Origin of the sequence: Blautia sp. HCP3S3_C4 (assembly GCF_052064095.1) — a bacterium.
Lineage (GTDB): Bacteria > Bacillota > Clostridia > Lachnospirales > Lachnospiraceae > Blautia_A.
Genome location: NZ_JBQHWF010000006.1, coordinates 18,318 through 43,238, shown reverse-complemented (window position 1 = coordinate 43,238; position 24,921 = coordinate 18,318). Strand labels below are relative to the sequence as shown.

The 24,921-nt window shown below is 42.5% G+C and carries 18 protein-coding genes and 2 pseudogenes; 4 read left to right on the top strand and 16 right to left on the bottom strand.

Features of this window, described 5'->3' with window-relative positions:
* Nucleotides 1-262: 262 nt before the first annotated feature.
* Both nifJ and ACTNC6_RS07235 read right to left on the bottom strand, forming a co-directional pair.
* Nucleotides 263-3,799 carry a pyruvate:ferredoxin (flavodoxin) oxidoreductase gene (gene nifJ / locus ACTNC6_RS07240; RefSeq protein ID WP_441043688.1) on the bottom strand — a complete coding sequence of 1,179 codons (3,537 nt, stop codon included), beginning with the start codon at nt 3,797-3,799 and terminating at the stop codon, nt 263-265.
* A gap of 200 nt (nt 3,800-3,999) precedes the next feature.
* Nucleotides 4,000-4,407, bottom strand: coding sequence for an RrF2 family transcriptional regulator (locus ACTNC6_RS07235; RefSeq protein WP_173742428.1), 408 nt, complete (start codon nt 4,405-4,407; stop codon nt 4,000-4,002).
* A 222-nt stretch (nt 4,408-4,629) separates the two neighbouring features.
* Between ACTNC6_RS07235 and ACTNC6_RS07230 the strand changes: the two genes are divergently transcribed.
* The gene (locus ACTNC6_RS07230; RefSeq protein WP_441043686.1) at nt 4,630-6,270 is read left to right on the top strand and encodes an ABC-F family ATP-binding cassette domain-containing protein; all 1,641 of its coding nucleotides are present in this window, start codon (nt 4,630-4,632) and stop codon (nt 6,268-6,270) included.
* 132 nt (nt 6,271-6,402) lie between these two features.
* Here ACTNC6_RS07230 and ybaK read toward each other — a convergent pair whose 3' ends face one another.
* The 5 genes from ybaK to ACTNC6_RS07205 form a co-directional block, all read right to left on the bottom strand.
* Nucleotides 6,403-6,891 carry a Cys-tRNA(Pro) deacylase gene (gene ybaK, locus ACTNC6_RS07225; RefSeq protein ID WP_173742429.1) on the bottom strand — a complete coding sequence of 163 codons (489 nt, stop codon included), beginning with the start codon at nt 6,889-6,891 and terminating at the stop codon, nt 6,403-6,405.
* Between the two features lie 78 nt (nt 6,892-6,969).
* Nucleotides 6,970-10,011 carry a putative bifunctional diguanylate cyclase/phosphodiesterase gene (locus tag ACTNC6_RS07220; protein ID WP_441043684.1) on the bottom strand — a complete coding sequence of 1,014 codons (3,042 nt, stop codon included), beginning with the start codon at nt 10,009-10,011 and terminating at the stop codon, nt 6,970-6,972.
* A gap of 81 nt (nt 10,012-10,092) precedes the next feature.
* On the bottom strand, nt 10,093-10,827 hold the full coding sequence (locus tag ACTNC6_RS07215) for a TM7S3/TM198-like domain-containing protein (protein ID WP_441043682.1): 735 nt from the start codon (nt 10,825-10,827) through the stop codon (nt 10,093-10,095).
* Between the two features lie 83 nt (nt 10,828-10,910).
* Nucleotides 10,911-12,089: a transglutaminase domain-containing protein gene (locus ACTNC6_RS07210; protein ID WP_441043680.1), complete on the bottom strand. Its 1,179-nt coding sequence runs from the start codon at nt 12,087-12,089 to the stop codon at nt 10,911-10,913.
* Nucleotides 12,090-12,471: 382 nt separating this feature from the next.
* Nucleotides 12,472-13,623 (bottom strand): AI-2E family transporter, encoded by a 1,152-nt coding sequence (locus ACTNC6_RS07205; RefSeq protein WP_441043678.1) that lies wholly within the window; start codon nt 13,621-13,623, stop codon nt 12,472-12,474.
* 484 nt (nt 13,624-14,107) lie between these two features.
* On the opposite strand from ACTNC6_RS07205, the gene ACTNC6_RS07200 reads away from it, so the two are divergent.
* A complete protein-coding gene (locus ACTNC6_RS07200; RefSeq protein ID WP_441043676.1) occupies nt 14,108-15,007 on the top strand; it encodes a type II secretion system protein in 900 nt (299 codons plus the stop codon).
* A 63-nt stretch (nt 15,008-15,070) separates the two neighbouring features.
* Here the strand turns inward: ACTNC6_RS07200 and ACTNC6_RS07195 are convergent, their stop codons facing one another.
* The 7 genes and pseudogenes from ACTNC6_RS07195 to ACTNC6_RS07165 all read right to left on the bottom strand — a co-directional run.
* Nucleotides 15,071-16,495, bottom strand: a complete 1,425-nt coding sequence (locus ACTNC6_RS07195; protein WP_441043674.1) for a GGDEF domain-containing protein — start codon at nt 16,493-16,495, stop codon at nt 15,071-15,073.
* Between the two features lie 154 nt (nt 16,496-16,649).
* The gene (locus ACTNC6_RS07190) at nt 16,650-17,705 is read right to left on the bottom strand and encodes a hypothetical protein (protein ID WP_441043672.1); all 1,056 of its coding nucleotides are present in this window, start codon (nt 17,703-17,705) and stop codon (nt 16,650-16,652) included.
* Nucleotides 17,706-17,903: 198 nt separating this feature from the next.
* Entirely contained in the window at nt 17,904-18,917 is a 1,014-nt protein-coding gene (locus tag ACTNC6_RS07185; protein ID WP_441035555.1) for a hypothetical protein, read from the bottom strand.
* A gap of 373 nt (nt 18,918-19,290) precedes the next feature.
* A complete protein-coding gene (locus ACTNC6_RS07180; RefSeq protein ID WP_441035553.1) occupies nt 19,291-19,413 on the bottom strand; it encodes a hypothetical protein in 123 nt (40 codons plus the stop codon).
* A 63-nt stretch (nt 19,414-19,476) separates the two neighbouring features.
* The gene (locus tag ACTNC6_RS07175; RefSeq protein ID WP_441035551.1) at nt 19,477-19,857 is read right to left on the bottom strand and encodes a type II toxin-antitoxin system death-on-curing family toxin; all 381 of its coding nucleotides are present in this window, start codon (nt 19,855-19,857) and stop codon (nt 19,477-19,479) included.
* Nucleotides 19,854-20,096, bottom strand: coding sequence for a type II toxin-antitoxin system Phd/YefM family antitoxin (locus tag ACTNC6_RS07170; RefSeq protein ID WP_441035549.1), 243 nt, complete (start codon nt 20,094-20,096; stop codon nt 19,854-19,856). Before ACTNC6_RS07170 ends, ACTNC6_RS07175 begins: the two co-directional genes overlap by 4 nt.
* Nucleotides 20,097-20,277: 181 nt before the next feature.
* Nucleotides 20,278-20,698, bottom strand: a pseudogene (locus tag ACTNC6_RS07165) (MATE family efflux transporter); the annotation flags it as partial.
* A 339-nt stretch (nt 20,699-21,037) separates the two neighbouring features.
* Here ACTNC6_RS07165 and ACTNC6_RS07160 point away from each other — a divergent pair.
* Both ACTNC6_RS07160 and ACTNC6_RS07155 read left to right on the top strand, forming a co-directional pair.
* The gene (locus ACTNC6_RS07160; protein WP_441043670.1) at nt 21,038-22,708 is read left to right on the top strand and encodes a flavodoxin family protein; all 1,671 of its coding nucleotides are present in this window, start codon (nt 21,038-21,040) and stop codon (nt 22,706-22,708) included.
* A 328-nt stretch (nt 22,709-23,036) separates the two neighbouring features.
* A complete protein-coding gene (locus ACTNC6_RS07155; RefSeq protein WP_186994288.1) occupies nt 23,037-23,702 on the top strand; it encodes an energy-coupled thiamine transporter ThiT in 666 nt (221 codons plus the stop codon).
* A 316-nt stretch (nt 23,703-24,018) separates the two neighbouring features.
* Here ACTNC6_RS07155 and ACTNC6_RS07150 read toward each other — a convergent pair.
* Both ACTNC6_RS07150 and ACTNC6_RS07145 read right to left on the bottom strand, forming a co-directional pair.
* Nucleotides 24,019-24,284, bottom strand: a pseudogene (locus tag ACTNC6_RS07150) (Txe/YoeB family addiction module toxin).
* A complete protein-coding gene (locus tag ACTNC6_RS07145) occupies nt 24,277-24,549 on the bottom strand; it encodes a type II toxin-antitoxin system RelB/DinJ family antitoxin (protein ID WP_441035531.1) in 273 nt (90 codons plus the stop codon). Before ACTNC6_RS07145 ends, ACTNC6_RS07150 begins: the two are co-directional and overlap by 8 nt.
* Nucleotides 24,550-24,921: the final 372 nt, after the last annotated feature.

Genomic DNA, 24,921 nt, shown 5'->3' with positions numbered 1-24,921 from the left:
CAGCTCCTCTAATTTTATTTTCTCTGTATCAATTATAATCATCTGTAACTTTACAGCTATAAACCAAAATCATAATAAAACCGTTACTGATTATAGACAAATATACAGCAGTTGTCAAATTGTCGTCAACAGGCAGACAAAAATAAGCAAAAAAGAGCCGCGATACAAAAGTACCGCGGCCCATATATCGTCTGGACACTATAAATAGCTCTATCTATTTATTTTATATTATTGTTTATCAATCGTTCAAAAAGCGGAAAGATTATTCAGCGCTGTGAAGAGCGATCAGCTTCTGCAGATATTCAAATCTAGCCTTAGCCTCAGCCTCATTCTTAGCAAACAGTCTTGCAGCCTTCTCAGGATTCTGACGTTTCAGAGAGTTGTAACGAACCTCACCGTCAAGGAATGCCTGATATTCTTCCATACTTGGAGCCTTGGAATCAAGTGAGAACTTGTTTCCTTCTGCTGCAGGATTGAATCTGAAGTTGTGCCAGTATCCAACCTTAACTGCTAATTCTTCCTCTGTCTGAGCTTTTGACATACCTTTCTTAATACCATGGTTGATACATGGAGCATAAGCGATGATCAGAGATGGTCCCGGATAAGCCTCAGCCTCTGCAATTGCTTTTACAGTCTGGTTGAAGTCAGCACCCATGGAAATCTGAGCAACATATACATAGCCATAGCTCATAGCGATGGAAGCCATATCTTTCTTCTTAGTCTCTTTACCGCCTGCAGCGAACTGAGCGATAGCACCTGTAGGTGTAGACTTAGAAGACTGTCCGCCTGTGTTAGAATAAACCTCTGTATCGAATACCATAACGTTGATGTCACGTCCACTTGCGAGAACATGGTCAACACCACCGAATCCGATATCGTAAGCCCATCCGTCACCACCGAAGATCCACTGGGATTTCTTAGCCAGGAAGTCTTTCTGAGCAAGGATTTCTTTCGCTTTGTCACATCCGCAAGCTTCAAGAGCTGCAACAAGTTTGTCTGTAGCAGCGCCGTTTGTAGCACCTACAGAGAATGTATCCAGCCATTCCTGACCAGCTGCCTTAACGTCTTCGTTTGTTCCGTTAGCAACAACATCTTCTACTTTTGCTTTTAAGCCATCACGGATAGCTCTCTGAGCAAGAAGCATACCATAACCAAACTCAGCGTTATCTTCGAACAGAGAGTTAGACCATGCAGGACCCTGTCCTTTAGCGTTTACTGTGTATGGTGTAGATGGTGAGGAGTTACCCCAGATAGAGGAGCATCCTGTTGCGTTTGCGATATACATTCTGTCACCGAACAGCTGAGTGATCAGTTTAGCGTATGGTGTTTCACCACATCCTGCACAAGCTCCTGAGAACTCAAGCAGAGGCTGTTTGAACTGGCTGCCTTTAACAGTTGCTTCTTTAAATTTAGCGATAACATCTTCTTTGACCGGCAGTTTCACTGTGTAGTCAAAGTATTTCTGCTCGTCTGCGCATGCTTCAAGGTTTTCCATAGCAAGTGCTTTCGCACCCTTCTTACCTGGGCAAACGTTTACACAAGAACCACATCCTGTACAGTCAAGTGCGGATACGGACATTGTGAATTTGTATTCTTTCATACCTGTCAGAGGTAATGTCTTCATTCCTTCTGGAGCGTTAGCAGCTTCTTCTTCTGTAAGAGCTACCGGACGGATAACTGCATGTGGGCAGACATAAGAACATCTGTTACACTGGATACAGTTCTCTGGGTTCCATACTGGAACGTTTACAGCGATACCACGTTTCTCATATGCAGCTGCACCTGATGGTGTAGTACCGTCTACATAATCCTTGAATGCAGATACAGGTAAGGAGTTACCTTCCTGAGCATTAACTTTAGCCTGAATATTGTTAACAAAATCAACAACGTCCTGACGTCCTTCTGTTGCATGAGTCATATGAAGACCTTCGTCTTCAGCATCTTTCCAGCTTTCCGGAACCTGGATCTCAACAACCTGTTTAGCACCAGCATCGATAGCTGCCCAGTTCTTCTGTACCACATCATCACCCTTACGTCCGTATGTTGCCTTAGCAGCAGCTTTCATAAGGTCGATTGCCTGATCTTCAGGAATGATTCCTGTAAGTTTGAAGAATGCAGACTGAAGGATTGTGTTGATACGTGTTGGTCCCATGCCAGTTTCAATACCGATCTTAACACCGTCGATTGTGTAGAATTTGATATTGTGGTTAGCGATAAATGCTTTAACCTGTCCTGGTAAATGTTTCTCAAGACCTTCCATATCCCATGCACAGTTAAGAAGGAATGTACCGCCATCAACAAGTTCCTGAACCATGTTGTATTTGTTTACGTAGGATGGATTGTGGCATGCTACGAAGTTTGCCTTGTGGATCAGGTATGTGGATTTAATCGGTTTTTTACCGAAACGTAAGTGGGACATTGTAACACCACCGGACTTCTTGGAGTCATAATCAAAGTAAGCCTGTGCGTACATGTCTGTGTTATCACCGATGATCTTGATGGAGTTCTTGTTGGCACCTACAGTACCATCAGCTCCCAGACCCCAGAATTTACAGTTTGTTGTTCCTTCAGGAGTTGTTACGATCGGAGCACCTGTCTCAAGGGAAAGGTTAGTAACATCATCAACGATACCGATTGTGAATTTCTCTTTAGCAGTGTTTTCATAAACAGCTACGATCTGTGCAGGTGTAGTATCCTTGGAACCTAAACCATAACGTCCGGAGAATACTTTTACACCGTCGAATTTGCTGCCTTTTAATGCTGCTACAACGTCAAGGTACAGAGGCTCGCCAAGTGCACCTGGCTCTTTAGTTCTGTCAAGAACTGTGATCTGTTTTACAGAATCCGGAATTGCATCGATAAGTGCCTGTGCACAGAATGGTCTGTAAAGACGAACTTTAACAACACCGACTTTCTTTCCTGCTGCTGCAAGGTAGTCGATTGTTTCTTCGATTGTATCGTTTACAGATCCCATAGCAACGATTACGTGATCTGCATCAGCAGCTCCGTAGTAGTTGAATAATTTGTAATCTGTACCGATCTTAGCGTTAACTTTGTCCATGTATTCCTGTACTACTGCCGGAAGAGCATCGTAGTATGGGTTACATGCTTCTCTTGCCTGGAAGAAGATGTCAGGGTTCTGAGCAGAACCTCTCTGACATGGGTGATTTGGATTAAGAGCATGGTTACGGAATGCAGCGATTGCATCCATATCTGCCATATCCTTCAGATCTTCATAATCCCATGTCTCGATCTTCTGGATCTCGTGAGATGTACGGAATCCATCGAAGAAGTTGATGAACGGAACTTTACCTTTGATTGCTGCAAGGTGAGCAACAGGTGTTAAGTCCATAACTTCCTGTACAGAAGATTCGCAGAGCATTGCGCATCCGGTCTGACGACAGGCCATAACGTCGGAGTGATCACCGAAGATTGAAAGTGCGTGGGAAGCAAGTGCACGTGCAGATACGTTGAATACTGCAGGTAACTGCTCACCAGCGATTTTGTAAAGGTTCGGGATCATAAGTAACAGACCCTGAGATGCTGTATAAGTTGTTGTTAAAGCACCTGCTGCCAGAGATCCGTGTACAGCACCTGCTGCACCAGCCTCAGACTGCATTTCAGTTACCTGAACTTCCTGTCCGAAAATGTTCTTTCTTCCCTGGGTTGCCCATTCATCTGTTGCTTCCGCCATAACAGATGAAGGAGTGATCGGGTAAATAGCGGCTACATCTGAGAATGCATATGAAGCATGAGCAGCTGCATGGTTACCATCCATGGTTTTCATCTTTCTTGCCATAGTTTGTTTTTCCTCCTTAAAGGTATGATGAAAATTGTATTATTTTTAAGGCAATATAATTTATGCCCTAAATTTCACTGTAAATTATAACATAATCTTTACGAAATGTGCAATTGGTTTTGGAAGTTTTTGTATCTTATGAGATACAATTGTGTTACTGTTCACACAACACTATCCCATAAAACAAAAAAAGAAGAGGCTTACGCCTCCTCCAGAATCTGCAGTAAGGTTTTTCTCTTAAGCATGGCAAACAGCTGAGACTGGATGTCTGCCAGCTCTCTGTGCACCAGACAGGGAATTCCGTCCTGTCCGTCACGCACGCAGCCAAACTGAGGATCCAGGCATTCAATAATAAACATTCCCGGATCTATGGCCTCATATACATCATATAAGGTCAGTTCATCTGCACCTCTGTCCAGGGAATAGCCTCCATGAACACCGCGGTAGCCTTTCACAATCTTCGCTTTCTGTAATTTCTTAAGTATTTTATAAGCAAAGGGGGCTGTAATTGCTTCCTTCTCACAGATCTCAGGCACACTGAGCCTGCTCTCCCCCTGCAGTGCACGGATCACACGTACTGCATAATCACATTCTCTGGTAATAAACATTCCTTATATATCCTCTCTGCTCACAGCATTTCATTATTTTCAAACCTTATTATACCAATGCAGATTTTTTTTGTAAATAAAAGAAAACAAAAAATCAAAAAACTGTTGCAAATTTCCTATTTTAATGTAAAATGGTAAGCGGCTGTGCTGGTAAAACAGGTGCAGGCATTTTTATTATATAAAAGAACACAATCACAGTATTTCATGAAAAAGAGGTAAACTATGATTTCAGCAAACAATATTACTTTACGTGTGGGCAAGAAAGCCCTTTTTGAAGACGTAAATATCAAATTTACAGAAGGAAACTGCTACGGTCTCATCGGAGCCAACGGAGCAGGTAAATCTACTTTCCTTAAAATCCTCTCCGGACAGCTGGAGCCTACCAAGGGTGATATCGTAATCACACCGGGACAGCGTCTCTCCTTCCTGCAGCAGGACCACTTCAAATATGATTCTTATACAGTACTGGACACCGTTATCATGGGTAACCAGAGACTTTATGAGATCATGAAGGAAAAGGATGCCATCTATGCAAAAGAAGACTTTACAGACGAGGACGGTATCCGTGCCAGTGAGCTGGAAGGCGAATTCGCAGAGATGAACGGATGGGAAGCAGAATCCGATGCAGCTACTCTCCTGAATGGTCTTGGTATTGAGACAGAATTTCATTATTCACAGATGGCTGACCTGACAGGAAGCCAGAAGGTAAAGGTACTTCTTGCCCAGGCACTTTTCGGTAACCCGGATATCCTGCTTCTGGATGAGCCTACCAACCACCTGGATCTGCCTGCTATTGAATGGCTTGAGGAATTCCTGATCAACTTTGACAATACAGTCATCGTAGTTTCCCATGACCGCTATTTCCTGAATAAAGTCTGTACCCATACTGCTGACATTGACTATGGCAAGATCCAGCTCTATGCAGGTAACTATGACTTCTGGTTTGAGTCCAGCCAGCTGCTGGTAAAACAGATGAAGGAAGCCAACAAGAAAAAGGAAGAAAAGATCAAGGAGCTCCAGGAGTTCATCTCCCGTTTCAGCGCCAACGCTTCCAAATCCAAACAGGCTACCTCCCGTAAGCGTGCGCTGGAGAAAATCCAGCTGGATGATATGCGTCCGTCCAACCGTAAATATCCATATATCGACTTCCGTCCAAACCGCGAGATCGGTAACGAAGTACTTATGGTAGAGGGACTTTCCAAAACCATCGACGGAGTAAAAGTTCTGGACAATATCTCCTTCACACTGGGCCGTGAGGATAAGGTTGCTTTTGTAGGTGCCAACGAACAGGCTATCACAACCTTCTTCAAGATCATTACCGGCGAAATGGAACCGGATGAAGGTAATTATAAATGGGGTGTAACCACAACACAGGCTTATTTCCCCAAAGACAACACTGCAGAGTTTGATAACGACCTGACTATCACAGACTGGCTGACTCAGTACTCCGAGATCAAGGATGCCACCTATGTACGAGGCTTCCTAGGACGTATGCTTTTCCCGGGCGAGGACGGCGTGAAACGTGTCCGCGTACTTTCCGGTGGCGAGAAGGTTCGCTGCCTCCTCTCCAAAATGATGATCTCCGGTGCTAACATCCTGATTCTGGATGAGCCAACCAACCATCTGGATATGGAGAGCATTACCGCACTGAACAACGGACTGATCAAATTCCCGGGCGTGATCCTTTTCACCTCCCATGACCACCAGTTTGTACAGACCACAGCCAACCGTATTATGGAGATCCTTCCAAACGGAACCATGATCGACAAGATCACAACCTACGATGAATATCTGGCAAGTGATGAGATGGCTAAGAAACGTCACGTATTCGAAATCAATGAGGAAGATGCTTCCGATAACTAAAAGTACTAACATCACAAAAAAGGTTCGCACCGGAGTTATGAGCTCTTCTGCGAACCTTTTCTTATATTATATATATATCTTCTGTTTTCACCGTTTCCGTCAGAAACCCGCTCTGCTGTCAGCCTCCGGCACTCAGTCCTCCTGCTTCATGGTAATATCTGCCAGTTTTCCTCCTGTAACCTTCAGAAGATCCTCCAGAGGCACCTTCAGGGTAAGTCCGATCCGGCCGCCGCTGACATAAATCTCACTGAAATTACCTGCTGATGCATCAAATACCACAGGATATGGCTTCTTCATTCCCAGAGGGCTGCAGCCTCCTCTTACATAGCCTGTAATCTTGGTGATGTCCTTTACATGGATCATGTCCACTGTCTTCTCACCTACAGCTCTGGCAGCAGCCTTTCTGTCCACTTCTTTCTCAATGGGGACTACGAACACAAAATAACCGCCGCTTTTGCCCTCCATCACCAGGGTTTTAAAAGACTGGTCATAAGGTGCCCCAATCTTATCTGCACTGTGAAGTCCATCTATAAATTCATCACATTCATAAGTAAAGGTCTCATACCTCACCTTCTGTCTGTCCAGCATTCTCATTGCATTTGTCTTAGCTTCCTTTGCCATTCTCTGTCATTCCTTTCTGTTGTCATACGTGCTCTGCCGCTTACCTATATGGCAAAACGCATCCGGTGCTTCCCTGTCTTATTGAGTTGTGTACCCGGAATCCGGCACAGCCTTCATCTGCTGCAAGTCATCGATCAGACGATGATACCCCTCAATGGTAATAATCCTATCTGTCTCAGAGGTTTTAACTCCCACACATCGTACATTTACCCAGCCTCTCTCCGAATGCCTCCATGGATAGGAAGCCTCCACAGTTTGGCCTGTGGTAATAATCGTATCCATTACATTATGAATATAATGGATATAATCCGGATGAATATTCTCAAACCAGTTCCTGTAGCACTGTGCAGGTGATGCATCCTTGTCTGCCTCAATAAGGAGGTGCATATTGTCATCTGCCAGCATAACAACCTGGCCGGAATCCTTATTGATCTTGATGCTCCACAAGCCTATAAGGGTAGCGGAAAGAATATTATGATCCAGCGTTTTCTCTACATACCTGTGAAGTCTCTCTGTCATATCTGTTTTTTCATTCTGGCAGAATAAAACATTCTCCAAAAGCCTTCCTGCTTTTTTCAGCAGAAACAGATCATCCCGGCAGTAATCTGCATTATCCACAGAGACCAGCCCTACAACCTTATGATTCTGATCACAGATACTGCAGAGCATACAATTATAAATATCCTGAAGCATAAATCCATTCCAGAGGATCTGATCCTTTTCCTTCAGTTCCTCTGCACTTCTGATAAACACAGCATGCTTTTCCTCCAGAAGCTTCGCCCAGGGACGCATACTATCCCCTGCTGTCAGCTTAAGAAAACGCTTTTTGTCCATTACACCCTTTTCAAGATAAGAATAAACATCCTGCCAGATATCCATTCTGGAATCATATAAAAACAGACAAACCCGGCTGCTCTGATAATAATGTCCCGTAAAGTCCAGAATTTCCTGGATCAGTTCCGGCTGGTGTTTCTTTCTGAAAGCCAGCTCATAAAGCTCCAAAGTCTGGTTCAGGCCGTACAGCTCATCCCTCACTCTGCGGTCCTGCTGCCGGCTTTCCCCTTCTACAGGCCAGGCAACTACCATAACTGCCGGTCTGCCGTTATAAGTCATCGCCCTTTCACGCACACGGAGGAGACGGCCGTATTTCTCATACAGCATTTTCTCGGTCAGATAACTGCCGTTTTCCTCTTTCTCCATACTGTTGCCTGAAATTTCCCTTACATCTCCTGCAAATATCTGACTGTATTTACTTCCAAAATAATTATAAACGCCGGTCAGCTTCTTTGCTGCAGAATTCATGAAATATATTTCCTGACTTTCCGTATCCACCAGATACACAATTTCCTCCAGCTGATCCAGGATTTTGCGGTACTCAAACTGTTCTGAAATTGCAGTCTGGCCTGTACACTCTTTATGCAGTCTTTCCTTTTCATTATACTCTGTCAGGCGTCGGATCAGCTGCATATAAGCATCGTTGGGAACCAGACAGGTATATTCAAACTCCTGTGCGGGCATAGGTCTGCCAAAAAGGAAGCCCTGGATCAGTTCCGGAAAGAGCGTATCCAGACAATGAAGCTCCTCCTCGTCCTCTACACCTTCACAGCAGACCCGGATCCGGGCACTGTGGGTCAGCTCCAGCATATTGCTGAGAAGCCGGTAATTATAAGCGCTCTTCTGGATCTGGCGGATAAAGCAGCGGTCAATCTTGACCTCATCCACCTCCAGACCCTTGAGATAGCTCAGGGAAGAATAGCCGGTTCCAAAATCATCAATAGAAACATGAATTTCCTTATTACGCCAATTAGAGAATATATTATTAAAATAATTATAATCCTGCAGCTGCATGCTCTCCGTAACTTCCACTGTAATATTTCTGCCCGGAAGCCCTGCCTCTCTGGCAGCTTCCACCACATCATTTACAATAGAAGCCTCTCTCAGCTGCACATAGGAAGCATTGATACTGATGCTGAAATCCTCCTGCAGCTTCCTCCATCTGGCACACTGGGCAAATGCCTGCTGCATTACCCACTTCCCTACAGGAACGATCATGCCGCTCTTCTCCAGAATGGGGATAAACACAACCGGAGACATAAATCCAAACTTTCTGGAATGATAGCGCAACAATGCCTCCGCACCATGAAGCTTATATTCATTGGAGGTTACCTGGGGCTGATAATAAAGCTCAAAGCCCTCAAAATTGTTTCGGATGCTCTCCTTCATCTCCTGCTGAAGCTCAATCCTGGACAAGGTCTTGTTATAATTCTCCGAAGAAAAATACTCCATACGGTTCCTGCCAGCCTCTTTGGCACGACCCAGAGCATTTTCCGCATAGCTGATCAATATATTTACATCTTTTTCCTTTTCAAAAGGATAGCTGACAATTCCTGCTGAAAAGCTGCACAGCGCCGCTGTCTTCTCCTTCACCAGAGCATAGAAATCCTCTGCATCCTTCTTGTTGTAGCCCACAAGATCCACTGCAAAATGATCCCCGTCCAGTCTGTAAACTGTGTTTTTCTCACCCTTCAGGCCTTCCAGAATCTCCGCACTCCGGATCAGAACATGATTACCATACTCACGACCCATCCGCTGATTCACATCCCTGAATCCGTCAATCCCCAAAACTATCAGATGTCCACGGTGTCCCCGGGCAATCTTGCTGTTCAGATTATCCAGCATTTTATTGTAATTCAGCAGTCCGGTAAGCATGTCAACCTTTTCGGCCAGGACACGTCTGGACAGACAGCCCATCACTACAAAGGGCTGATGCTTATGGTTCTTCAGCACCTTACCTCTGGCATTGATCCAATTCTTTTTGCCATAGCTGTCCAGATAGCGGAAATCAAAATCCATAGTCTCTTCATTGCCATCTGCAACATTTCCCAGCTGGCGCAGGATCATCTTGCAGTCATCGGGATAAGCCACAGCCTGCAGATCATCCATGGTATATGTACAAACATCATCTCCAGTGCTCTCACGGGCAATGTTCAGTTCCCGTGCAAAATGAAATTTCTTCTCCCTGATATCCCACAGAAAGAAAAAATCACTTGTAGACTCATTCAGGAACAACAGCATTTTATAATAATCCTGTATCTGTTTCCTGTCGTTTGCATTTGTCATCTAAAATAACGTACGGATTATGCCCCCCAATAATCCGCATCCTCCTTCTTCAAAACTCATCTCTACGATAGTGGGCTGTGACTATCTGTCACTCGTACTTTTTCTTTTGCGTCTCTGACTGTACACTTTTTCTCCTTCATTTTCCACAGAATCTCCGGTTTCTTCCGGATATTCTGATTCCACCCTGTTCTCTGGTTCTGCATCCTCTTCCTCGTTATGTGGTTTATTGATGGCAAACTGAATCAGCATTCCCAGAAGAGCAAAGCCTGCACTGAGTCCGATCCCATATGGAAACTCAGCCAGACCTCCCAGCCTGCTCAGGGAGACCCCTGCGATCAGACCACCGATCAGACTTGTGGCAACGATCAGCACCTCCCTGCAGTACTTCACTGCCAGGGTGCCAAGTGCGATCCCGATGAGAATACAGGCAAAAAACGCTGCCGAGCTGGTAGGATGAATAAAATAAATACTCAGTGCCCAGCCAATACCGGCTGCCAGCAGGAATACACCTGCTTTATAAATCAAAAATGCAATGACTGCAAATATGATTCCTGTTATCAAAACTGCCACTCCCCAGACAGTCTTATCCTGAATTTCCATAGACCGGACACAGATAAAGGCCAGTACAGCTCCCACAAAGAAGCCTCCCACCATCATCCAGAACCGGATCAGGCGGTAGCCAAACACACAGTTCAGAATTCCCAATACCAGAAGTACTCCGAAAATTATGGTATAAAACTGTGTAAACATATCAGAACCCATCAGCCCTTCGCCAAGCTGGGGCATATTGCCGAAAATATCTGTAAAATAACTCATATTCTGTCACTCCTTTTCAGTCATCTCCGGAAACTGCCAATAAACTTTTGATCTGCATGTCCCGGGCTTTCTCAAAACATCTGTCAGAACATATAATACATGGTATACATTCCGTCTATGACACCGTAATGATAGGAAACCTCCTGCAGACCATGTACTGTCATATAATACCTGGCAATCTCCTGTATCTTCTCCTCTGTGATCAGATCCTCATAAGCTGCTTCATAGGCATCTGCATTGCTGAACTTAAATCTGACCACAGCTGCATTGTTGTCTATCCTGAGACTGCACAAAGCATATACAGATTCTCTGTCATAGCTGTCAAAGCAGGCACCGTTCATCACATAGAAATTTTTGTCCCAGGCTGTACAGGCCGGAACCTGAAATTCCTCCGATGGTGTATAATTCTTCTCATATTCCTGAGGAAAAGGACAGAGATAATCATAAATCGTAGTCTTGTGCTCAGCCAGTGAAACCGCATCCCCTTCCAGAAATTCCGGCTGGTCTCCATTGGTGGCATCCACATAATAGTACTGACCGTCCAGCTCTACAATATTCCAGGCATGTCCCTGGGTGCTGCCTGCTGCATCCCCCTCCACATAGATACAGGGGATATCCAGACGCTCCAGCAGATACTGGACTGCACCTGCATAACCGGCACACACTGCCTTTTTCTTCCAGAAAACTCCGGCAATGCTCTGGTCATCATCAGAAATCTCATAAGCTGTATGATCAATAATATAAGTATAAGCTGTCATTACCTTCTGGTAATCATCCGCCCCCTCCGGGATCTGGGCAGCCATTTCCTGATAAGCAGCCTCCATTGCCTGGGCGATCTCCCGGCACTGCTCCTCTGTATAAGTATAGCCCGGGGAAAATCTGCAGTAATCCCTGCCATCGTAAGTGGTCTTGAATACCTTTTCCCTGTTATGTATCCAGAAAATCTCCGGATGATCCTTCAGCACTGCGTGATAAACTCTGTCGATCTGGCCATCTCCGCCCAGAGACAGGTAGAAATTCTCCTCATGGGCCCGGACCCCCTTCAGGATCTCACGATAGCCCCGCTTCTCATCATCGTCCAGCAGATTAAAATAATATTCCTGGTGTCCCTGGTCTGTGGTCTCCACCTCCTGCTTCTTCAGCGTACGCACCTCCACAGGATCACGCACAGCCCTCTCCCAGGTCATTACAGCACCGACGGCAAAAACCGCCACAATTACCGCCAGAAACAGACGAAACACCGGAAAATGACGTTTCTTCATTTCGTTTATCCCTTCTCACAGCTTTCCTAAAGCTTAACACAGAATCCATTAATTTACAATAAAATATCTTCATTCGAAATTATCTACGGAACCTGGAGCTGATTTTTGGTGAAATCAGCCATTCTTTAATTGTTTTTTCCGTTTCACCAAGGATTCTGCACTGCTCCATCAATTTCCTGTTGCAGTCCCTGTTGATATTGATCGTAACTACCTTTAACTCCAGATTAGGCTCTCCCTATTGGTTTTCATAGGATTCTGACAGGCAGTTCGTCCATCTGTCCGGCATTTTCCGCTTTCCATTATAGAATACAATAAAATTCGGTGCCGGTAATTTCAGCAATATGGATGAATACAGGGACTTCCTATCCACTAATTGTAAACGTTATAAGGTTACCATATGCTTCTTGTCCAGGCGGGCATACACCCACTCCCTGAAAAGGGTATAGATCACGGACACTGTCGGGATAAAGATCAGCATACCCACAAGTCCCATCAGGCTGCCGCCCAGGGTAACAGCCACCAGCACCCATATGGACGGAAGTCCCACAGAGCCTCCCACCACATGAGGATAGATCAGATTTCCCTCAATCTGCTGAAGGATCAGGAAAAGTCCCAGGAACAGCACCGCCTGCATGGGGCTTACCATAAGGATCAGGAAAAAGGAAATCCAGCATCCGATAATTCCTCCAAACAATGGGATCAAGGCTGTGAAACCGATCAGCACTCCCACCAGCATGGCATAAGGGAACCGGAGAATGGACATAGAAACAAAAAACATGCTTCCCAGGATCACAGCCTCAATACACTGTCCTGTAATAAAGCTGGAGAAAATCCGGTTGGACAGATTCCATACATGTGCCAGGTAGCGCACCGGCTTTTCAGGCAAAAGAGCATACAGAGCCTTTTTCACCTGACCAAGAAGCTTTTCCTTGGAAAGAAGTACATAGCAGGCAAACACAAAGCCAATGGATATATTCATAGCTGTGCTCAGCAGTCCTATAGTAATGGATACTGTAGAGGAAACAAAATTATCGACACCGCTTTTCAGTACTCCAAGCATAGAATTAATAATCTTACCCGGCTCAATATCCAGCGACTGGGTCCACTTTATGATTTCCGGATTGTTTCCAAAGGTAGTATCGATCCACTTCTGGACCACCGGTATATTCTCCTCTATCTTTTTGGCAACATTCACCAGAGTTGCACCCAGCTCCGGCACTACCACCAGCATAACAATGATAAGCACACAGACCAGGAAACAGATGGAAAGCACCAGACTTACCGGTCTGGCAAGCTTCATGGCTGCCTTTTTCTGCTGCTTTACAGCCTTGCCAAAGAGATGCTTTTCAATAAATTTCATAGGCACATTCAGAATAAAGGCGATTCCGCATCCCAGAATAAACGGAAAGAGGAAGCCCAGAAGCACCTTAGCTGTGCCGATCACAATATCCAGATGCTGGACACCCAGATACAAAAGTACGGCAAAGGCAATGAGATAACGTATTTTTTTCATGTTTTCCTTGTCTAACTGCATTTTATGTTTTTCCCTCTCTATTACGCAATGATATGTTTTTCTTTCTTATGATCCGTGCCTCTCTGAGTTCTCATACAGCTCCCATAACTTCCTTATAAAAAAAGTACAGGAGCTTCTGTCTTTTAGAAAACTCCTGCTTAAAATGAATAATGAAAATAAAAGCATGACTTTTCCGAAAGAACAGATCTTGAATCTGTATAGAAAATAAAGGATTGGATTTGAAGAAATAAGAAAATATGCTTTTGCTTATATTAACACGGTTTGTCAGGCGTTACAAGGAATTTTTTCGGAAATATTGGTCAAGTAGATCTTCGCAAGCAGGGGACTTACTTGAGTCGGTTAAAAAAATTTCAATTGCACAGGGATTTATTCTGTGTTATCATTTCAACATAATTGCAAAAAATGTTTGCAGCTAACTTGATATTCACGAATTACTCCGCTGCGAGACAGTTTCGGTAATTCTCAAAATTAATAAGGTGAATTTATGCATAATAAAAATAAAGGCTTTACCCTGGTAGAGCTGATTGTAGTGATTTCGGTTCTGGCAGTTCTCGTTGGAATCCTGGCACCGGCTTATACGAAATATGTGGAACGAAGCCGTGAGTCTGTGGATCTGACCAATGTTCGCACAGCATATGATGAAATGATGGCTGAAGTTACTCTGGAGGGAAAAAGTACCACTACAATAACGAAATCCGTACCACTGAAACAGAAAATCGAAGACTGGCAGTCCTCCAAAACTGTCTCTATCGCAGGATATTCCCAGACTGTAAACAATCCGGACACAGTAAACTGGAAAGGCGTTCCCAAAGCGGGCGGAACCTGTGGAATCTACTTTGATGAGAATGGAAATGTTGTGTTTAACTGGGATTGGAAGAAGTATCCCTTTAACACTGGCGTAACAGATTTAATGGGACCACTCAACGCTTCTGGACTTTTAAAAACTACGTTAGATAAGAATACGAACTTTGAAATTGATTCCAGTTGCACTACTTCAACGATGGTTCCTGTAATCAGAAATTACATAGGAAATGACAGCTTGCTGAACAATGGTACCTGGGCTTATTATGGTGACGCAACTAATCCAGAACATCAATACCTTTTCTGGACTTCTGTAAAAACCACTGCAATTGGTAACGGCAAAAAAATTCCAGTTATAGTCAGCACAAATGATGGAAAATTTTATATTTCCGAAACAACAACCGCAAAAAGGACAGCCACCTCAAATTATGTGGTAATTGCCCCAAGGGAACTAAAGGGACGTAATTATGCTAAATATCTTTCTGCCGATAAAAAATACGACTCTTTAGAAGCCGCCTACGATGCATACGAAAAGGTAATTGCCGATAATTTTCCAACCTACCAAGACACACTCCCCAAATAGCAACTCAACTACAAAAGCCACAGACCGGTTTTGACACCAGTCTGTGACTTTTTTGTTCTCTGCCTATCTTCTGTCTACACCGCTTTCCGTATAGTAGCGTTCCTTACTCTGATACATTCTTGCATCTGCAGCTTTTGAAATTTCATATGCACTATCCCAGTTTCTCTCTGTGCTGAAAACCCATCCGTATGACACAGTCATTGAATCAACAAACTTTCCATGCCAGTTTGCCACATTGGAATCGAAGTTATGTATCAGCGCTTCCACCTGGCTTGGATTCTCTGTAATGATCACTGCAAATTCATCTCCACCGATTCTGTATACCTTTCCATACTCATGAAAGCTGTCTCTCATGCAATCTGCCGCTGCGCATATAAGCTCATCTCCTGCCATATGGCCATAAGTATCATTTGCCCCTTTTAATCCGTTCAGATCTACAGAAATGTATACCCATTCCTCACTAAGATTAAGCTTTTTCATATCATTTTCATATGCATGCCTGTTTAAACATCTGGTAAGCTCATCCGTATTTGAGGTGTATATCAGTTTTTCTTTTTCCAGTCTTTCTTTCATCACTTTGGAAAACATATAGGTTATACAGCAGGATGCCAGTACCAAATATGCGCCTACTATAAAAATAGCAATCATGCCGCCCTGCTGGTAAAACGAATCCTCTACAGTTACAATAACAATATAGTTATCATTCTGGCGCACCATGCATCTGCAGCGCTTTCCATCCATTCTGATCTGTATTACAGTCGCATCGTCATCACTGACATAATCCGATGATATCCCCACATCTTCCAGTTTTTTTCCTAATTTGCTACTGTCCGTAGCTCCTTCTATTATCTGTCTATCCCCATCTGCAACTATAATTTCAATGCCTTTATATACCGGCATTCCGGCAACTACATTGGAAATGTTATTCTGCTTTATTTCATTGAGAAGTCTCTTTGGCTCAATTCCCACCTGGATCATCTTGGTTCCGTCTTCATTCCAGGTGATGGCATACATCATTTTCATTCCCCCTGCAGTGTTTGGAGTAACATCCTGGCACATGGTCAGCGATTTATTCTTAAGTATGGGCTTAAAATACTCCATCTGCGCACCGGAATCAAAATTATAGCCAAAATACTTGGGTGCAGAACCACTGTAAATGGTTCCCTGATCATCAAACAGATGTATCTCATCAACAGCCATTAGTTTTGCTATTTTCTGCAGCTCATCCACATCATATTCTACCGCCGGATAGGCATCAATCATATATGACACTGCTTTAGCCCTTACAATATAATCGTCCTTTAACGATTCGATCAGCTCATTCCTGCTCTCATCATTTTTATCAAGCACGGTAATCACACGATCAAGAAGCACCTTTGAGGTTCTCTGGGCATTTCTGTCATTAACATATTTCAGAATACTCGCTTCAAGGAGTAAGGCAACCACAATTATCATAATAGATAAAATTATAATTTTTTTCTTCTTCATACTTCCCATTCCTTTGTCAGATATGTGGTTTTAGTGTAGCAAACGACAGACGGGATGTCAACCTGAGAAGATGAAGAAGCCACAGACTGGTGATTTCCAGTCTGTGGCCTGATTAGATTTATCAAACGGATATTCTCAAAATGCTTTAAGATCTTTAATAGTTTTCAAAGGCTTCTACAATTTTCTGCATATCGTCCGTGTTAAAACGCTCATCACAGCTGACAGACATGATATGGGAATAAATATATTGGGCTCCCGGATAGTCTTCAACCTTTACAAAAGGTGGTACAGGCCAGTAAACCTTAGGCGGAATGTGCCTGTCTGCCAGATGCCTGATCAGGTTGTCCCGGTTTTCCACAAAGAAAGGGAAAAACATAGGACAGATATCATCTGAGAGATAAGGAAATACCGGTCGGATATCGGAGCGTTCCGGCAGGTGTTCCAGAAGGTAACGGTAATTTTCCTGGCGTTTACGGATGGCATCCCGGAATGGATAATGAAGAATCGTTTTAAGGGAAGCTTCATCCCCCTCCTGGATATCGAAAATTTCACGAAGCATAAATTCCGCTTTCCAGAAAACATCATTGCCTTCTTTATTATAGTCCTCATTTCCCGTATGCTCGTAGGTCTCTCGGGATTGAAGAGCCTGATCTCTAAGGGAAAACTGTTCTTTATTGATTGGAATAGGCTTTATGCCAAAGGTGCCCTTTCGCTTGATGGCAAGACCACCGGAGGCAACACCCATCCATTTTCGGAGACTGACGGCAATATAGTCAGCATCCGGACAGGCCGGCAGCGGAGAAAATGCTGTATGGGTGGTATCCACTATTACAGAAACGCCACTGGCTTTACATTTTTTGACAAAATCCTCATTATAGGTAGGATAGCCATAGTATCCACAGACAAGGAGAACACTGATCTGAGGAATCATCTCTTCCTCAAATACAGGGGAAAGATTTTTGTCAAAATCATAATAATGAATTTCATATCCTGCTTTTACAAAGCAGCCCAGAACTGTTTCGCAGTCATAGGAAGGCAGATATGCTACACGCTTTTGATCTGTTAACATCAGATCCCTCAGACAGTAATAAATGGCACAACGGCCGGACATTAGATGAGCGGTGTCCCCGGGATCAGGGCAGGTATGCTCCACATAGTTGTTTGGCTCAGAGCCAACAGGTTGATAGGGGAAAAAACCTCCAATTTCCATAGTAAAAACCTCCTTTAATTAAATTTATATATTATACTTAATATTTCGAAATATTTAACAAAAATGGAAGTAATAACTTTACAAATCTATTATAACATGAATATTATAAAATATAAAGTAAAGTATATACTTTACTTTATGATATTTTTACTGAGGAACAAAAAAAGAGGCTGCCTATTCAGACAGCCCCTTTGGGGATTATGAAACCCAGCCGGTAGCTTTTACAATATAATCATAGATCTTGCGGTAAGTAGCCGTATTATAGTGTTGTCCGTCAGCAGCATAATAGCCTACTTTCTGTAAATGGCTAAAGCAGTCCAGATAATTATCCGGAAAATTATTTCTCAGTGCATCATTAAAGGGACGGATCGTAGCATTACTTACGTTGTAAGCACCCACACCGATTACCGGATTGATGGACATAAGATAAATATTTGCTCTGGGATGGCTGGCAATAAAGGAACGATAGTATGTCAGATAGTTTGCCTGCTGATACAGATAATCGTTCAGTCCGAAGCCAAATACAACCGTTGATTCCGGGTAAGAGGCCAGATAAGATTCCAGCATTGGTCCGGCAGTGGATCTGAGCCAGTTGTATCCCATGGATACTTTTCCGATATAAATAGCATTTCCGATTCTGCAGTCACGCATAGAAGCTACACGACAGTCCCCCAGGATGATCAGGCGGGATTTCGAAGTCTGTTTTACCTTGGTGACAGAGCCGTCAGCAGATACATAGCGGCTTCCAATCCATTTCTTCTTACTCATAGCTCCGGTTTTCTTTCCGAAGTAGTAACGTTTTCCATTAATCATCTGCCAGCCGTGCAATAGCTGTCCACTGGTTTTGGAAAGGTAGTAGGTTTTACCTTTAACCTTCTGTAAGCCTGTGAGAAGCTGACCTTCTTTTCCCTTCACTTCGGAAAGATAATATCTTTCGCCTTTGTAGTCTTTCCAGCCTGTTTCTACATAGCCATGGGCGTCAAAGCTGTAACATTTGCCTTTTACTTTTAACCAGCGGGATTTTGGATGGCGGCCGTCAGTATAGACATATTTGCGTCCTTGGGTATCCCTCTTCCAGGTTCCTTCTTTTGCCTGTTTTACAGAGGTCAGCAGATTGGTGGCAGCAGATACTGTCACACTGGCAGACATGATGAAAAGGCACAGGAGTAAAAGTGCGAACAGACCTTTTTTTCTGAATTTTTTCTTTTTCATTAGTTTGTCCTCCTTTTGATACAAGCAAGTTACCGCCCACTGCTTATTGCTTTTCACAACGGAAGTGAGGACTTACTTGATTCGCTTAAATACAAGTTTACTTTATCACAAACAAAAGGTCACAGCAACCCAAATAAAAAAGCAAAAGTGATTCATTCCGCTTCGCTACTTGCTCATAACCGAATAACTACTCCGCAGTTTATTCGGTTAAAATTCTTTACAGATAAGTTTCCGCAGCGCTCATCTTTGTTATTATTCTAACAATGTAAATTTAAAAAGAAAGTTACACTTTCGCTCAAATGTAACTTTCTCACTAATTTTGTGCAATAAATACGAAAATAATCAGATAAAATTGTGCACTAATCTGTTATGTTTATGACAATATTTCCAGTTTTTCAAACAACTGAGAGAGTTTCCCAGGCATCCCCTCAACTAAAATTTTTGCCAGTCCCTCCGGTGCACATTCCAACTCTCCCAGCACCCATTTTATAGTCATATAAATAGAACTCTGGCAGTACATTTCCAGAATACAATGTATGGTCTCATCCGGAATATTTCATCATTCTTTCTGATGTAAGATAATCCATTGTAAAATATCATCCACATTCTTCTTACCTGCTGCCAATTCTAAAATAATATCAACCAATTCTTCCTGAATATAAATTAGCTCATATCCATTCAGCATCAAAAATACAAGCATTACATGCGCACCTAATCTCTTGTTTCCGTCAATCATTGCATGATTTTTCACTAATCCAAAGCATAATTGTGCCGCCTTAGCCTGAATACTTGGATAAAGTTCTTCTCCTCCAAATGACTGAAAAGGATTCAGCAATGCAGAATCCAGCATTCCTTCATCTCTAATTCCATCACTTCCACCAGTCACAGATATTAGCTGTCTATGCATCATTAGTACTTGTTCTTTGCTGAGAATTATCATTTAGCCAGCTCCTTATATGCTTCCATATTCTGTTTTATTAATCGTTCCGAAATTGTTGCCACATCTTCTACATCTGCTATTTTCTGTGCTTCTGCTTTACTAAAATCAATTACAAGATATCTGGGAACATTGTTCTTTAGGATTACTGCTGTTCCATGTTTATCAACAACTCTTGTGACCTTTGAAAAATTCTGGTTAGCTTCTGTAATTGATACCATTGTATTTGTATCTATTGTCATAATCTACACCTCTTTCTAAACATTATATGATTTTATCTAAAGCTTCTATCTATAGAATACTCTTATTCTAGCTAGAATACAACCTATTTTATTAAAATTTTCCGTCTGTCCTGTTGACGATCTGTTTCATTATACTGTTCAAAACGGCCCTCAATTTCTACCAGCATATTGGCATATTCTCTCAATTCATCACGAAGCTGTTCTTTATCCCGACACCTACTGCTACTGCTGTTATATATTCACAGATCCAGAACGCATTCCACACAGCACCTGCCCCGGCAAAATAGCACAGCAGATAAGCTACCGGAAGAATCACGATAATATATCTTAACAGTGAAATCACCAGGGACTGAGTACCTTTGCCCAGTCCTTCTAATGCACCTGAAGCTGTAACAGAGATGGCAGATGGGATGAATCCAATACTGATAACCTGCAATGCAGCAGTGCCAAGTCTTATAGTTTCCGGGTTCTCAGTAAACATTCCCATCAATGTCTCTGATGCTGTAAAGCAGATATAAAAAAGTCTGAAGCTTATAATAGATTCCCAGAACCACTACATAGCTTCCGGAGAAAACAGCCAATATCTGATTCAGGAAAGAAATTTTATTTCCTGCTGTCAAGGCTTTTATCCATTTTACTGTAAAAAGCCACAGGCTGGGTGGGTTCCAGTCTGTGACTCCAATGTGCACGACCCCAATGTGCAAACCGTGCTATTTTCCAACTATATAAATATATATTATTATACCACTTACTCATCATACAGTACAATAATAATATTTGTTGCTGTGACCTTCGTTCGCAAAAAACACCTCGCGGGATATTACCAGTGAACAGTAACTAATATTTTTTCTTTATTTCATACCCCCTCTGGTTTTGTTGACAATCCACATATGAAAGGGTACACTTTCATTATCAGAAATAAAGGAATGGAGGACGTAGCGATGAAGATACTTCTGATCAACGGAAGCCCAAAAGGCAAAAGAAGTAATTCATTAAAGCTTGCATACAGCTTTATTAAGGGATTAGAAAACGGATGTACGAGTAATAAAGAAGAGTTATCTGTTGATGAACTGCATATAACTTCAATGAATATAGGTGCGTGTAAGGGATGCTTTGCATGCTGGCAGAAAACACCCGGGAGATGCTGTATAAATGATGATATGCAAACAGTCATTAAAAAACTGATCAGTGCTGATCTAATTTTATGGTCTTTTCCACTGTACTATTTTAATGTTCCCGGTATGTTAAAGAATTTGATCGATCGTCAGCTTCCTATGAGTCTTCCTTTTATGAGTTCAAGGCAGGACGGATACGGAAGCGGCAGTCATGATGCCAGATATGATATGGAAGGCAAGAGGCACGTATTAATCTCTACCTGTGGATTTTATTCTGCCGACGAAAATTATGACAGTGTATTGCGGATGTTTGACCATTTCCTTGGCAAGGGAAATTATACGACCATTTTTTGCGGTCAGGGAGAATTGTTTCGTGTAAAGGAATTGTCAGTGAGAACAAATGAATATCTTGCTGCAGTAAAATGTGCAGGCACTGAATATGCAATGACAGGAGCAATATCGAAAGAAACAGATGCTGTGCTCCATACACTTTTATATCCCAGGGATGTATTTGAAAAAATGGCAGATGCCAGCTGGGGTATTAACAAAACGACCGGCGAGAAAGAACCTGAGGATCTTGTATTTACCCGGCAAATGGCTGCCCTTTACAATAAAGATGCCTATGACGGAAAAGAACGCGTACTTGAGATACATTTTACCGATTTGGATCATACGTATCAGATTCGACTTAACCAGACTGGAAGCCAGATTTTTACAGATGGAAGCCTTTCTCCAACTACTCGCATCGATACACCTTTTTCTGTATGGTCAGCTATTTCTCGTGGAGAAATTGGTGGCGCAGAAGCATTGGGAAAACAGATGTATGCGGTATCCGGCGATTTCTCCTTAATGATCAATTGGGATAAATTCTTTGGAAACACATCTGCGGTTAAAAATCCTGAGAAAAAATCCCCAAACATGATTGAGAAGAAAAATCCTTCTATGATGACAATGCTTATACCATGGATTGCCTTTTGGACTGCTGTTTCTATCACTCCTAAAGTGGGGGCTTTGATAGCTCTTATCGTAGTGGCAGCCATACCGTTTATTATGAGAAATCATGAATTTGAGATCTGGGATCAACTCTCTATGATAGCCGTTGCTGTACTTTCCGCAGCAGCAAATGTAACCGGGAATGGAGATATTCCTACAAATATAGGATATCTTGTGTTTGGATTGTTCTGGCTGCTTTCATGCCTGACAAAAGAACCTTTATGCGCTGCTTATGTAAAATACAATTATGGTGGTGAAAGTGCACATCAAAACCCTCTCTTCATGAAGACAAATTATATTCTTGCAGCGGCATGGGGATTGTTATATGTACTGACAGCAGTCTGGACCTTTCTGCTTAGAGGAGCCGGGTTTGGAAATCTGCTTATCATTGTAAACAATTTAATTCCAATTTTGATGGGATTTTTTACAATATGGTTTGAAAAATGGTATCCCGCAAAGATAGCAAGAGGCAAGAGAAAAGAAGAAAACTCTTATATAACATAATCGCTGTTGCAGTCAACCAGAAAGATGATTCAGTTTGACTATATATAATGAAAATACAATCTAACAGAAAGTCACAGGCTGGGTAGGCTCCAGTCTATGACTTTATTAGAGAAATTTTATTTAGTCTCAGTCGGTTTACATTGCAGAAGCGCTTCCAGTTCAGTATTTTCCCGACAGAGGGTGCGACCCCGCCAGGGTCCCGGTTCCCCGTGCTGAGATGAGAACAGGAACAATTGACGAAAAATGAAAAAATCTTTATAATAAATTAGTATCTGAACAACAGATAAAATCAATTACACAAACTTAATAAAAAGAGGGAGGTCATTTTATGTTTGGTTTTATGGTAACTGCTGATGGCGGACTTACAACTGCCGGATATGTAATTACAATTATTGCCGGAATTATTTTGTTTTTCCTAGCGATTTATTTTGCAGGGAAGAATTCAGACAAGAAAAAGCTTACCACAAGACAACTGGTATTCTGTGCCGTAGCTATTGCACTTGCTTTTATTACGTCTTATCTGAAAATCTTCAAACTGCCGTGGGGAGGAAGTGTCACTCTTTGCAGTATGCTTTTTATTGTTCTGATCGCAAACTGGTATGGAGTCGGAACAGGTATTATGGCTGGGTTTGCTTACGGAATCCTGCAGTTTATTCAGGAGCCTTATATACTTTCATTTTTTCAGGTATGCTGTGATTACATACTTGCATTTGCAGCACTTGGACTGGCAGGATTATTTGCAAAACAGAGTCATGGACTTCTGAAAGGATACATAATAGCTGTAATTGCCAGAGGAGCTTTTCATTCTCTGGGCGGTTATCTTTATTGGATGAGCTATATGCCGGACAATTTCCCGAAATCGTTGACAGCCGTATATCCGATCTTATACAATTACAGCTATCTGCTGGCAGAGGGCATTATCACGGTGATCATCATTTCAATACCTGCAGTGTCGAAGGCACTGACACAGATAAAGCGGACCGCATTGCAGTAGATTGTTTTGCCTGGCAACGAGAATGTATTGTTGCCTGAATCTGGCATTAGATCATCCGGACACTTTCCCAACGGGAGGCGCCCCTGATCGGTCTTTTACTGCAAAAAAGCCACAGGCTGGGTGGTGCCAGTCTGTGACTTAGTTGGATTTTATACTTTCTTTAGAAAACTTTCAAAACAAATTTCGTTTCTTTATTTTCCCGACAGAGGATGCGACCCCGCCAGGCTTCCCCTGTATTGGAATGTAATATTCTCTCGACAAGGGGTGCAACCCCGACTGGCCGTCTTAGCAAGCCTCTTCACAGCTGGTGCAGCCCTTATTTATCACTGTAATGCCCTTTACATTGGATTACAATAATTGTTTCATCTGTTATTTCGTAAACTAAACGGTCTTTAAGGTTAATTCGTCTACTCCATTTTCCATTTAAATCACCACGAAGTTTTTCTGGTTCACCTTTTCCTGAGAATGGTGTTCGTTGTATTTCTTTTAACAATGCATTAATCTTCTTTAGTATTTTTTATCTTGAAGTTGCCAGTAAAGATAATCTTCCCAAGCATCTTCTGAAAATGAAATATTACTCACCTGCCATTGCCTCCAACTCTTCCATTGTTTTTGTTACGATTTTCCCTTCCTTTATCTGCTGTACAGACTTGTGAAGCTGTGTCATATTCTGTTCGGAATAAAATGGATCTGCCGGAGCTTCAATGTCAAATGGTATTCTACGATCTCTCAGAGCTTTTTTAGTATAAATCATGTAGAAAGTAGAAATATTCATTCCCATTGCTTCACACATCTCATCAAGCTCTTTTTTCATTTGATCGTCCATACGTAAACTAATGGTGGTCATGATATCACTCCTTTTCTATTCTATTTTTAATATATTTTACTGCAAATAAAATATATTTGCAATCATATAATATAAAATATATTCAAAAAAGTCTCCCCATATTCGCAGCATTAGGGACTTTAGTATAACAAGCTGTCAAACCTCCAGCAGAAAGGAGGTGGATTCCATGGAAGAAATTCTCACCACATTTCTTGTCTCTGTTATAGCAGGCGTAGTTAGCTACTACATATGCAAATGGCTGGACAGCAGACGATAGACAGCAACAGTCTAAACGGAATAGCTCACCGCAACGAGCAAGAAAGCCCTCAGAGCTGGCACTCTGAGGGCTTTTGCTTTGCTTCACGGAATCTCACCACATTCCTTAGCTACTGT